Annotated in this window: 12 protein-coding genes; 4 read left to right on the forward strand and 8 right to left on the reverse strand. The window is 61.3% G+C overall.

What is annotated here, in order from left to right:
- The coding region (locus CFE428DRAFT_RS32355; RefSeq protein ID WP_042726288.1) for a transposase at positions 1-492 on the forward strand (492 nt) is incomplete at its 5' end.
- A gap of 223 nt (positions 493-715) precedes the next feature.
- On the opposite strand, the gene CFE428DRAFT_RS32360 is transcribed toward CFE428DRAFT_RS32355, so the two are convergent.
- Positions 716-1,657 (reverse strand): alpha/beta hydrolase, encoded by a 942-nt coding sequence (locus CFE428DRAFT_RS32360; protein ID WP_006983975.1) that lies wholly within the window; start codon positions 1,655-1,657, stop codon positions 716-718.
- Positions 1,658-1,809: 152 nt separating this feature from the next.
- Here CFE428DRAFT_RS32360 and CFE428DRAFT_RS38170 point away from each other — a divergent pair, with 152 nt between their 5' ends.
- Both CFE428DRAFT_RS38170 and CFE428DRAFT_RS34865 read left to right on the forward strand, forming a co-directional pair.
- Positions 1,810-1,971: a hypothetical protein gene (locus CFE428DRAFT_RS38170; protein WP_006983976.1), complete on the forward strand. Its 162-nt coding sequence runs from the start codon at positions 1,810-1,812 to the stop codon at positions 1,969-1,971.
- Between the two features lie 328 nt (positions 1,972-2,299).
- Positions 2,300-2,920, forward strand: coding sequence for a transmembrane protein (locus tag CFE428DRAFT_RS34865; RefSeq protein WP_006983977.1), 621 nt, complete (start codon positions 2,300-2,302; stop codon positions 2,918-2,920).
- Positions 2,921-2,964: 44 nt separating this feature from the next.
- On the opposite strand, the gene CFE428DRAFT_RS32375 is transcribed toward CFE428DRAFT_RS34865, so the two are convergent.
- From CFE428DRAFT_RS32375 to CFE428DRAFT_RS40190, 5 genes are all read right to left on the reverse strand, one after another.
- The gene (locus tag CFE428DRAFT_RS32375; RefSeq protein ID WP_006983978.1) at positions 2,965-3,255 is read right to left on the reverse strand and encodes a MotA/TolQ/ExbB proton channel family protein; all 291 of its coding nucleotides are present in this window, start codon (positions 3,253-3,255) and stop codon (positions 2,965-2,967) included.
- 470 nt (positions 3,256-3,725) lie between these two features.
- A complete protein-coding gene (locus CFE428DRAFT_RS34870) occupies positions 3,726-5,774 on the reverse strand; it encodes a hybrid sensor histidine kinase/response regulator (protein ID WP_006983979.1) in 2,049 nt (682 codons plus the stop codon).
- Positions 5,771-6,136, reverse strand: coding sequence for a response regulator (locus CFE428DRAFT_RS32385; RefSeq protein ID WP_006983980.1), 366 nt, complete (start codon positions 6,134-6,136; stop codon positions 5,771-5,773). Before CFE428DRAFT_RS32385 ends, CFE428DRAFT_RS34870 begins: the two co-directional genes overlap by 4 nt.
- A gap of 7 nt (positions 6,137-6,143) precedes the next feature.
- Complete coding sequence (locus CFE428DRAFT_RS32390) at positions 6,144-7,430, reverse strand: response regulator (RefSeq protein WP_337442792.1); 1,287 nt, start codon at positions 7,428-7,430, stop codon at positions 6,144-6,146.
- Positions 7,342-8,130 carry a PAS domain S-box protein gene (locus tag CFE428DRAFT_RS40190; protein ID WP_083805448.1) on the reverse strand — a complete coding sequence of 263 codons (789 nt, stop codon included), beginning with the start codon at positions 8,128-8,130 and terminating at the stop codon, positions 7,342-7,344. The genes CFE428DRAFT_RS32390 and CFE428DRAFT_RS40190 overlap by 89 nt, the downstream gene beginning before the upstream one ends.
- A 270-nt stretch (positions 8,131-8,400) precedes the next feature.
- Here CFE428DRAFT_RS40190 and CFE428DRAFT_RS32395 point away from each other — a divergent pair, with 270 nt between their 5' ends.
- Positions 8,401-9,258: a sugar phosphate isomerase/epimerase family protein gene (locus tag CFE428DRAFT_RS32395; RefSeq protein ID WP_042726290.1), complete on the forward strand. Its 858-nt coding sequence runs from the start codon at positions 8,401-8,403 to the stop codon at positions 9,256-9,258.
- Between the two features lie 390 nt (positions 9,259-9,648).
- Here the strand turns inward: CFE428DRAFT_RS32395 and CFE428DRAFT_RS32400 are convergent, their stop codons facing one another.
- A complete protein-coding gene (locus tag CFE428DRAFT_RS32400) occupies positions 9,649-11,043 on the reverse strand; it encodes an MFS transporter (RefSeq protein WP_006983985.1) in 1,395 nt (464 codons plus the stop codon).
- Positions 11,044-11,179: 136 nt separating this feature from the next.
- Positions 11,180-11,398 (reverse strand): hypothetical protein (locus CFE428DRAFT_RS38175; RefSeq protein WP_157447726.1); only part of this gene is annotated, 219 nt, incomplete at its 5' end.

Raw genomic sequence — 11,398 nt, forward strand, 5'->3', positions numbered from 1 at the left:
CTGATCAATGCCTTTGCCCTGTTGGCGATCATCGGCGACGTGCGTCGCTTTAGCGGCCCGGAAAAGCTGGTGGCGTACGTGGGGCTCAACCCTGGTCAGCGCGACAGCGGCAAGGACAAGCGCATCAAGCTGGGGGTGGGCCGGCGAGGGCGCGGCGATCTGCGCCACCTGCTCATCCAAGGAGCGCAGGCGGTGCTGCGCGCCGGAGCTCAGACCACGCTGGGCCAATGGGGCTGGAAGCTCTTTGCCCGCAAAGGACATCGCCACATTGCCGTGGCCGCGGTGGCTCGCAAGCTGTTGGTTCAGGTCTGGCACGTCCTCTCGGACCATCCACCGCAAGCTCTGGAAACGAGCAAAAGCGTGACCCTTAAGCTGCACAAACTGGCCGTCACTCTGGGCAAGAGCCTGCGCGTGCAACTCGGACTGCCAGCCCAATTGAAGCCCTGCTTACTCGAACTGCAAAAGCGCTTCCTGCAACCCTCCGCCACTTAGCGCGCCCGGGCTGATGGGGGCTGCGCGCCCCCAAACCCCGCGCCGCTCGCCGCGGCGGCGTTTGGGGGGAACTTCCAGGCGTCGCCTTCGGCGACAGAAAGGAGAAACGAAAAACTTCCCAACAAAAAACTTGAATGACTACATGCCCGTAATCCGTGGTCACTCTTCATCCCGAATTAGTTTCGGAACAAGCTCTTAGGCGCCGGGACTCGGCGCTTTTCGCCTACTCGCCCGCCCAGTGCTTGGTGAGGAATTGCAGGATGAGCGTGAGCTTTTCCTGGGTGACGAATTGCGGGCCGCCATGGCCGGCGCCTTCGATGATGTCGAGCGTCACGTCCGCGCCGGCGGCTTTCAGTTTGTCCGCGAGACGCTGGCTCTGGTCGAGCGGCACGAGCGGGTCCTTGGTGCCTTGCATGATGAGCAGCGGAGCGGCGTCCTTCGTCACCCAGGTCACCGGACTGGCGCGCCTGGCCAGCTCGAGCTTTTGCGAGACCGGCCCGCCGAAGAGCTGCGCGATCACCGATTCCGGATTCTCGCGCTGCACCATGGCCGTCGGGAGATTCGGGTCGTAGGCCGGGAAGTCGGACGGGCCGAACCAATCGATACCACATTGAATGGCGCTGGATTGATCGAGATTCGCCCCGACGTCGAAATCACGGACCTTGCCCGTCACCGCCAGCAACGCCACGAGATGTCCGCCGGCACTGGCGCCCCACGCGGCCACCAGGTCGTCGCGATAGCCGTATTCCTTTGCATGCGCGCGCAGCCAGCGGATGGCCGCTTTGCAATCCTCGATCTGCGCTGGGAAAACGGCATCCTGGCTAAAACGATATTCGACGCTGGCCACCGCCACACCGTTCTTCACTGTAGCGAGCCCGGGTGGATGGTCCTTCGAGCCCGCACGCCAGCCGCCACCGTGGATCCACACGAGCAGCGGGCCTTTCGGCTGCGCCGGAAGATAAAGATCCAGTTTCTGCCGTGCGTGCCCGTTCTCCACGTAAGGAAGGTCGAGGAGGACCTTCGCATCCGCCGGCAATTCCTTCGGCCGTTCGGGAGCGGTGGCCGTTTGCTGCGCGAGCGCCGCGGATGGCAGGGCAACGGCGAACGCCACGGTCGCGGCGATGACGGCAGGCAGAAACAGGAAGCGGGAACGGAGCAGTTTCATGAGTGGAGGGAACGGAGCAGTGCGGTAGTTGTGTGCCGAAGAGACGTGCGACGGAAGCTGGAAGTTACATCGCGCACCACCGTGGAAAAACGCTCCCTCAACGCTACGATACACAACCAAGCACGCTATCTGCTGCGTAAGGATACCTCAAGATGCCTACACTCAAGATCAACCGTCGCCACCGCTCCCGCGTTCGGGTGCAACTGACCGTGTTCGGCTACGAAGTGCAAGTCTATGGCCAGACTGTGTTCCGCTCATCCACGCAGGACGAAGCCGAACGACTGGCGCGCGACCTCTGCCGCGCGCTGGGCTAAGCCCACTACTTTTCGCTTCCACTTCTGAAAACCTGCGTCGCATCGCGACACAGGCTTTCCCCCTGCCATCGCCTTCCTCAAAGGTGTCTTCCTCCGTCGACGCAAGTGGCTTGGGTCTTGCTGGATAAAACGGCGCACATGAATTCTCTTTGGTTGAAGGCGACGTTGTTTGGGTTCGATCGGATGGCGTTGCCGAAACACCGCGCTCGGAAAAGGGATTGGGTGTTGGAAAATTCTCTTTTCTCGGTCGACTGCCTGCAGCTTCGCCAGGCTCGATGGTTCATCATCGCCTCGCGATTTTCGTTTTGGTGGAATTAACGCCTTTTTTATGAATGCATCCTGGTTAAGCCTCGCGGTGTTGGGCATTGGTCTTCTGCTTGGTGTCATCTGCACCATCCTGCTCGTGGTAGTGGCCTTTCAAAAAAAATTCCTGTGGGGAATCGCCGTTCTCTTCGTCCCCTTCGCGAGCCTCATTTTCACCTGCCTGAATTGGAAGGAGGCGAAATTTCCCTTCCTGGGCATCATGCTGGGCGGAGCCTTGATCGGCGGAGCCATCGCCATGACTCCCGCAGCCAGCGAGGCTTTTTGGAAACAATACAACGCCCAATTAGCGCTCCAGCACGGCCAACCGCCGCCGCCAGCAGCCACCGATCTCAATGCGCAGATCCAGGAACATCGCCAGCGGCTGGAGACCCTGCAGGCCACCTTTGCCCAGGATGGCGCGGAAATGACCAAACAGTACCAGGACCTCGACGCGCAGCGCAAAGCGCTCAAGCCCGGCGATACTGCGGCCATCACGAAATTCAACGAAACGGCCGCTGCCTACCAGACGCGGAACACCGCGCGAAAACTCATGGTCCAACAGATCGCCACGACGCAGCACGAACTCGATGAACTGCTCGATAAGCGCAGCCGGGCCAACGCCGCGGCACCATCCGCCCACCCGTAGCACTTCATCCGTTCACGCCGACCGTCGCCCGGTCTCGCCGCCGCTCAAAGCTCCGATGGAATCGGCGGCGGCAATTGCTTTTTGTCTCTCACAAACAGGACGATGCACGGGACAAGCAACACGAGACCGATGGGGCACGCGATGACACCCAGCACGGTCGCCAGCAATGTATTTCCGATATGCGCGGACAAAGCTCGCGGATCACTGATTCCGCTACCCGACAAATCCTGGAACGCTCCCATCATGTTGAAGAGCGTTCCCAGATACCCAAAGACTGGCCCCAGGAAGAGCAAGCCTCCCACGACAATTCCGGTGATGAGGAGTTTGCGGCGCATCGGTAAGCCCGATCGATACACGATTGGCCACCGCGTGGCAAACCTGGTGGTGGGTTGGTAGTGCTCTAATTTCAATTGGCCCTACGAGTGAATCATGGCAGGTTTTTGCTCGGAAAAACTTGAGAACCAATGCCTTAATTTTTCACTTGGAAGCTGCGAAAAGCACGTTTGTAGATGACCCTCGGACGGGCAGAAGTCATCTTTCATCTGCGCGAAAGGCATTGGTCGAGGTGAGCGTGGATAAATCTGAGAGGGCGATGAACCGGGAGGATTGGGTTCATGTTGTAGATATCTGCATTTCTCTCGAACCTACGGTGGCGGTCTTTGGAGACGGTTCCGCCCTAACGGATTTGGATCACATTCACTATCAGGCGACCCAATGGCGCGACCGATGAATGAGAGCACCCCAAAACTCAAATTAGAGCGCTACAAATGGGTGGCCCGTTTGAAGAGATCGTCGAAAGTAATGCTCAAGCCGCGGCCACGTGGCGCGAGGTGTTTCGCGGGGAAGCGCCGAGTTGCTGCACCAGGAGGATCAAGTCTTTGACCTGGTAAGGCTTCGGCAGCACGGCATCGAATCCGTAATCCATGCACTGGGCCATGACAGGGTCGTTGGAATAGCCGCTGGAGACGATCGCGCGGATGGTTTGATCGCGTTCCCGCAGCCGGCGAATGGCTTCCTTGCCGCCCATGCCACCGGGAATGGTGAGATCGAGGATGGCCACGTCGAACGGACGTCCCGCGGCTTGCGCGGCGGCGTGTGCCGCCAGGAAAGCGTCTCCATCCGGCGTGGCCACCACTTCGTGACGCAACATGCCGAGGGTCATCTCGATCAATTCGCGGATCGGCTCCTCGTCGTCCATGACGATGATGCGCAGCCCATTCGAAGCCGCTTCCACCGCCGCCGCAGGCGTCACATTAACCGGTTGGACCGAGACCGTTCGCGAAGCCGGGAAATGAATGATCACCGTCGTGCCGACTCCGAGCGTGGATTGCACGCCAATGTATCCACCATGCCGTTGCATGATCGAATACGCCGCCGCGAGACCAAGACCGCGCGCCTGGTTTTTGGTCGTGAAGAAAGGATCAAAGATGCGCGGCTGCCGATCCGGTGCGATGCCCACGCCGAAGTCGCGGATGCGGATCGCCACATAGTCGCCATCCGGCAGGTGCGGCGCGGAAGTCACATTCTCCGCGCTCACCTGAATGCCGCCACCGCCGGGCGTGGCTTCCATGGCGTTGAGGACGACGTTGCTGATGACCTGCGCGAGCTGATTCGGGTCGGCATGCAATTCCCACAAGTCCGGCTCGAGCTCGAATTCGCACTGCACATTCGAACCGCGGAGCACGAACGCGCTCGTGTCGCGGAGCAGCGGCTCGAGCGGGACGGATTCGCGAATCGGCGCGCCGCCCTCGGCGAAGGTCAGCAGATAGCGCGTGAGTTCCTGCGCGCGGATGGCGCCACGCTCGGCCTCCAGCACGCTCGGCATGGCATCGGGCGGCACGCAGCCGCGATAGCGGAGCAGCGAGAGATTCCCGAGCACCGCGGTGAGCATGTTGTTGAAATCGTGAGCGAGGCCACCGGCGAGAGCGCCGATGGATTGCAGCTTGCTGGTCCGCAGGAGTTCCTCGGCCTGGGCCTGCTCATGATCGCGGAAGCGTTTCTTTTCCAGGCAGGCCCCGAGGCGTGCGCGCAGGAGCACGGCGTTGACCGGCTTCGGCAGATAGTCCTCCGCACCGAGTTCGATGCACCGCGCCACGCGGTCCACATCGGTAAGCGCGGAAAGCATGATGACCGGCAGGTGCCGCAGTTGTGGGTCCTGCTTGAGCGCGTGCAGGACATCGATGCCATTCATTCCGGGCATCTGGATATCGAGCATCACCACGTCGAACTTCTCGCGGCGCAATAAATCCAAGGCCTCCGGTCCCGAACGCACACCCACCGGCCGGCAGGCTTCGCGCTGCAAGCGGCGGATGAGGATTTCGCGATTCAGGCTTTCGTCATCGACGATGAGCATCTTGCCGCCGGCGATCGACGGTCCCCCATTCGGTCGCGTCCCGGTGACGGTGTGGTCCCAATGCTTCGCGGTGTGCAACCGGATGAAGATGCCACTCCCGCGTGCGGCGCTGATGAAATGCCGCGCGGCATTGCAGATCAAAACGATGTCCTCGAGATACTCCCCGATCCGGGAATTCTCGGGCTCGGCGAGGAGCAGTTCACAAAAGCCAAGCACGCGGCCGATGCTCGAACGCGAGGCATCCGGCAGGGACCAAAATTCCCCGCCCGCCTGCTCGCCCAAGGCGATGATCGTCCGGTCCTGCAACATCGCCGCCAGGTCGAGACCGCCTTCCCGTACAGCGCCCAGGCCCACCGTGAGATCCGCGTGACCTTTTTCCTCCGCGATCTCGAGGAGCATTTCGCTCAGCCCGATGATCTGGTTGAGCGGAGTGCGCAGGTCATGCAGCAGCTCGGAGAGCCGCTTTTCGGATTCGGCGGAATGGACTTTGTCGATGCTCACGCGGGCAATAGGCTTTCAATCTTCCCCAACAACCGGACGAAGTCGACCGGCTTGGTGTCATAGTCGCTGCAACCCGCGGCCAGCGCCTTGTCGCGTTCCCCGGCCATCGCATGGGCGGTCAGCGCCAGCACCGGGATCGCTTGTGTGTCAGGCTCCTGCTTGAGCCGGCGGGTCGATTCCCAGCCGTCGAGCACGGGCAGGCTCATATCCATCAAAATCAGATCCGGGCGATGCTCCTTCGCGGCGGTGATGCCCTGTTCGCCATCCACGGCGATAACTACCTGGTAGCCCCGGCGCTCCAAACGGCGCGAGAGCATGTCCCGGTTCATTTCATTGTCTTCGACGAGCAACAGTTTTTTCATGGGCAGATCAAGCGGCGGCAACGGTTTCGACCGGACGCGCGGTGCGCGTCAGTCGCTGGCTGATTTCGGCGAGCAGCTCCTCGCGAGCGCAGGCGCCTTTCTGGAGGATGCGGCTCACCTGGCCATCGAGCAGCGCGCGATCCTCGGCACCGATGTCCTTGGCGGTCATGACGAGGATGGGGATGTCACGCCACTCCGGACGGGCACGCACTTCGCGGGTGAATTGGAAACCGTCCATCTCGGGCATCATCAGGTCGAGCAGGATGAGCGCGGGCCGGGTGATCGCAAGCTTCTCCAGTCCTTCGAGGCCATTGCCCGCTTCGACCACGGTGAACTCTTCCTTTTCGAGCGACGCCCGCAACATGTCGCGGGTGACGAGGTCATCCTCCACCACGAGCACGAGCGGCTTGTCCTGCCGGTTGCAGTATTTCCGCAGGGTCGACACGAAATCGCTCCGATCGATCGGCTTGAGCATGTAGTCGTCCACGCCGAGGGAGAAACCCATCTCGCGATTATTCACCATGGTGAGCATCACCACGGGAATGTCGGAGAGTTCGGTGTCGCCCTTCAGCTTGGTGAGGACCGACCAGCCATCCATCGTCGGCATCATCACATCGAGTACGATCATCGAGGGGCGAAGCTGGCGCGCCAGTTCCAGGCCTTCCGCCCCGGTGTACGCGTCGACGACCTGGATGCCTTCCTTTTGCAGGAAACGTCGCACGAGGTCGTGGACCGTCGGGTCATCATCGATGAGCAGGACCTGCGGTGCGCCGGGCGGAAACTCGCCGGCTACCGCTTCGGCGCTGGTGGCGCCGCTGGCGACGATGCTTTCCTCGATCGGCGCCGAGGACAATTCCACAGGCACGCGCAAGGTGAAGACCGAGCCCTGGCCGAGTGCGCTCTTGACTGTGACGTCGCCACCGATGAGGCGGCTGAATTCGCGGGTGATCGCCAACCCGAGCCCAGTGCCGCCAAACTTCCGCGTGGTGGAGGCGTCGGCCTGGGTGAAGGCTTCAAAAATTTTCCGCGCCTGGTCGGGCGTCATGCCCACGCCAGTATCGCGCACATGGAAGACCAGCCAATCGCGGCCGCCGTCCGTGATGCGTTCGGCCTCGAGCTGCACCCGGCCTTCGCGGGTGAATTTGCCGGCATTGCCGAGGAGATTGAAAAGGCTCTGCCGCACTTTGGTGAGGTCGGTATGCATGTTACCGAGATTCGGCGCGGCTTTGATCTCGAAGTAGTTGCCGTTCTTCTCCACGACAGGCGCGACGGTCGCGCTCACTTCCTCGATCATCTTCGCGACGTCGAACGTCTCCGCATGCAGGTCCATCTTGCCGGCCTCGATCTTGGCAATGTCGAGCACGCCGTTGATCAGCCCCAGCAGATGCTTGCCAGCGGATTCGATCTTCGCGAGGTCGCGGGACGAAACTAGGAAGGTCGATATCCTCCGCCTCTTCGCGCATGAGTTCGCTGTAACCGATGATCGCGTTGAGCGGCGTGCGCAATTCGTGGCTCATGTTCGCGAGGAACTGGCTCTTCGAGCGGCTCGCTTCCTCGGCGGCCTCCTTGGCGCGACGGAGTTCCTCCTCCGCCCGCTTGCGCGCGGTGATGTCCTCGACCGTGCCCTCGTAGTAGCGGACCTCGCCATTCGCTCCACGAATGACGCGCACGTTTTCCGAGATCCAGATGACCGAGCCATCCTTGCGATAAATCTGCGATTCGAAACCCCACACGCAGTCGTTCTCATTCATGAGACGGATGAACTCCGGACGCCGGACGGGGTCGACGTAAAGCTGGCGGGCGATTTCCTGAACGTTGCCCTTCAGCTCATCCGTCGAGTCGTAGCCGTAGATCTCCGCGAGGGCCGGGTTGGCCAGCAGGTACTGGCCGTCCGGCGTCGTCTGGAAGATACCTTCGATGGCATGCTCGACGATGCTTTGGTAGGTTGCTTCGGTCGCGCCTCCGAATTCAGGGGAAGTAGCTGTAGCGTGCACAGGTTTTGGAAATGGAATGTCCGCTGACGGGAGTCTGCGGAGTTGTCAGCCCTGCGATAGCAGGAACGCTGCCAATCGCCCTTTTCTGGGAATTATACGTGCCATTGCGCATTTATGTACAGCCAAGCAAACAATCAACCCGGGCAAACTTACGTAAGGCCGCTAAAGTGTCTCTTTTTTTACAGCGCGCCTCCTCGACTCCCGGCGATTCCCAGCGCGCTGGTTCGCAGACTTGACTTGCAGTCCTGCACCTTCGCCAATGGAACCCCTATGAAATTCCTCCTCCCCGCCGCCCTCGCGGCGCTCCTGACAGTGACCGGCGCGATGGCCGGTGACTTCCCAGACGATCTGAAGCAAGGCGGTTTCGCCATCGGCTGCCAAGCGTGGTCCTTCCACAACTTCTCGGTTTTCGAAGCGATCGACAAGACGGCTGAAACCGGCGCCAAGACGATCGAGTTCTTCCCCGGCCAAAAACTTTCGCAAGAAGAGCCGACGGTGAAGTTCAGCCACGATGCGCCCAAGGAAGTATGGGACAAAGTGAAGGCCAAGCTGGCCGAGAAACACATCACCCCCGTGGCCTACGGCGTGGTGGGCATTCCGAAGGACGCCGCCGGCGCCCGCAAAGTGTTCGAGTTCGCGAAATACTTCGGGCTCAAGGTCATCAACACCGAGAGCGTCGACGCCATCGATACCTTCGAACCGCTGGTCAAGGAATTTAACATCAAGGTCGGCTTCCACGATCACCCGAAGCGGCCCGATCATCCCGACTACAAGATGTGGGACCCGAATTACATCCTGAGCGTAGTCAAAGATCGCGACCCACGCATCGGCTCGTGCGCCGATACCGGTCACTGGGTCCGCAGCGGTCTCAAGCCGGTGGAGTGCATCCAGATCCTCAAAGGTCATATCGTGGCCAGCCACCTCAAGGACCTCAATGCTCCCCTCCCCAGCGCCCACGACGTGCCCTACGGCAGCGGCGTGAGCGACGTGAAGGGCATCCTCGACGAGTACAAGCAACAGGGCTTCGATGGCCCGATCTCGGTCGAATACGAATACGACTGGAACGACAACGTCGGCGAGATCAAGCAGTGCATCGACTTCGTCCGCGCCTACGGCGGGAAGAAGTAAGCGCCGCGTAGTTCAGCGCAAATTCCACAACGGCGGGCGTCGCAAGGCGCCCGCCGTTTTTGTTTTGTTGTGCACGCGTCGTGGCGCGCCCACGGAGAGACGCGCTCCCGCGCATTCCCCAATCAAGCACCACGACAACGGCCAGTCTTTTCGAGGATGCTTCGAATCGGAACTGGAGGGCACCGCGCCGTCGGTGCTGGAGCGGGCGGTTTCTCCCAGGCACCGACGGCGCGGTGCCCTCCATGGCGCCTCCTGCCGTGAAAGTCGCAGGTAAAACGTGGCGCACGGCGGCCAGTGCGCCCAGTGGCGCCCTACCGTCCACAAAGCGGACGATAAGCGTGGGAACGCGCAGGAGCGCATCCCTCCGTATAAGAAGCGCGATGGCGCCCGTTACTTCGCCGGGATGATCTCAATGTCCTCCGGCAGCGGTTGCCCCTTGGTTTCCGGCAGGAAGAGCAGCACGACCAAGCCGAGCAGAAAGACCACGCTCATGTAAGACGCGGCGTTGCGGAAGGCGTGGATCGCCTGATCCGGCGAAGCCGCTCCCTCCTTGAGGGAGTGCTGCAAACGCCCGATGGTCAGCGGCCCGGTAAGAGCGAGGAAGCGGCCGACATTGTAGCAGAAGCTCGTGCCGGTGCTCCGCAGGCGCAGCGGGAAAAGTTCCGGCAGGTAGATCGCAAAACCGGCGAAGAGCGAAAGCTGGCAGGCGCCCATGATGGGGGTCATCCAGAAGACGTCGGTGTGGCCATTGAAGAACTGGAAGTAGCCGATCGTGGCGAACATCGCCGCGATAAAGCCGATGGAAAAGGACTTCTTCCGGCCCAAGGTCTGCATCATGCGGGCCATGACGAGCATGCCGATGAAGGCGCCGATGTTTTGGAAGATGGCGTTCATGCCGATCCAGGTACTCTGCGCCCCGGCGATCTTCTCCGCGGGCAAATTCAGGGACTGCAGAGAGCGTCCGATCACGGGGCCAACCAACTCAGGCGCGAAGAACCCGATGCCCCACAGGCCAATCACCCCGACGACACACAGCAACATGCCGAAGATGGCGTTGTGCCGCCAGCGCTTCTCCCCGAAGAGCGAAGCGTAGGAACCAAAAGCCACACCCGTGCGCCGGCCCTCCGCGCGCGCCACCACCCATTTCTCCGGTTCCTTCATCTTGAGCTGCACGAGCACGCAAATGAAGGCCGGGGCTGCGCCGACGAGAAACATCGCCTTCCACAACATGTCGGGGGATATCGCTTTGCTCGCGGTGAGCGAGCCGCCCCAAATACTGATCAATCCCGCGGTCACATTGCCCACGGCAGAGAGAGCTTGAAAAGCGCCGAGCGCGCCGACGCGGGAGCGGTCCGGCAAGGTATCCGCGATCAGCGCCACGGCGAGACCCACGACACCGCCGACGCCCAGACCGGTGATGAAGCGATAGATCGCAAAATCGATCCAGCCCTTTGAAAGCGCGGAGAGACCGGTGAAAACAGAATACATGAGCACCGTGCCGGTCAGCGTGCGGGCGCGTCCGATCCGATCGCCGATCACCCCGAAAATCAATCCACCCGTAGCCCATCCCGCGATGAAAATCGAGGTGGCATAACCGCCGTAGAGATTGAGATCGGCGCCATCGGGCAGGAGGCTTTTCATGGCCCCGTGGCGGGCCAGGGTGAAGATCTGCTGATCGAGGCAGTCGAAAACCCAGGCCATGCTGGCCATGATGAAAACAAACCAGTGGTAACCGGTAAGGTTCTTCCACCAGGGGAGATCAGAGGATTCGGAGGGGGCGTGCATGTGAGAGGGTCGAGGCTGAAGGTGAAGGCCGATGCGGCCAAGAAAAAAACCCGGCGGCCCGTGGATTGTTGGAAATCTTTCCACAGGGGCGGCACGCGTGGAAGCTTCGGCGGCGGCTGTAGCGGTGAGCTGATCTTTAGACACATCGTAGTTCGGCAATGGGACGCCGGCAGAGATGGCGCGCCTTGGGAGGGGCGATATCTCCCGGCCTGGTCGCGGTATCGGCCACTGCCACCGGCGCGTCACTGAGCAGATGCACATGCACAGCAAACCCATGCTGGGTCGTGACGCGCACGGACGTGCTCGTCGCCGTCGCCGCGACAATGCTCATGTTCGTATCTGACGAGTCGAGAAT

It is taken from the genome of Chthoniobacter flavus Ellin428 (assembly GCF_000173075.1).
GTDB lineage: Bacteria > Verrucomicrobiota > Verrucomicrobiia > Chthoniobacterales > Chthoniobacteraceae > Chthoniobacter > Chthoniobacter flavus.

Excerpts from the sequence above, each read along its gene's own strand:
- CFE428DRAFT_RS34865 (WP_006983977.1), top strand. The coding sequence starts at position 2,300 with ATGAATGCATCCTGGTTAAGCCTCGCGGTGTTGGGCATTGGTCTTCTG.
- CFE428DRAFT_RS32375 (WP_006983978.1), bottom strand. The coding sequence starts at position 3,255 with ATGCGCCGCAAACTCCTCATCACCGGAATTGTCGTGGGAGGCTTGCTC.
- CFE428DRAFT_RS32390 (WP_337442792.1), bottom strand. The coding sequence starts at position 7,430 with ATGATCGAGGAAGTGAGCGCGACCGTCGCGCCTGTCGTGGAGAAGAAC.
- CFE428DRAFT_RS32385 (WP_006983980.1), bottom strand. The coding sequence starts at position 6,136 with ATGAAAAAACTGTTGCTCGTCGAAGACAATGAAATGAACCGGGACATG.
- CFE428DRAFT_RS32360 (WP_006983975.1), bottom strand. The coding sequence starts at position 1,657 with ATGAAACTGCTCCGTTCCCGCTTCCTGTTTCTGCCTGCCGTCATCGCC.
- CFE428DRAFT_RS32395 (WP_042726290.1), top strand. The coding sequence starts at position 8,401 with ATGAAATTCCTCCTCCCCGCCGCCCTCGCGGCGCTCCTGACAGTGACC.
- CFE428DRAFT_RS38170 (WP_006983976.1), top strand. The coding sequence starts at position 1,810 with ATGCCTACACTCAAGATCAACCGTCGCCACCGCTCCCGCGTTCGGGTG.
- CFE428DRAFT_RS32400 (WP_006983985.1), bottom strand. The coding sequence starts at position 11,043 with ATGCACGCCCCCTCCGAATCCTCTGATCTCCCCTGGTGGAAGAACCTT.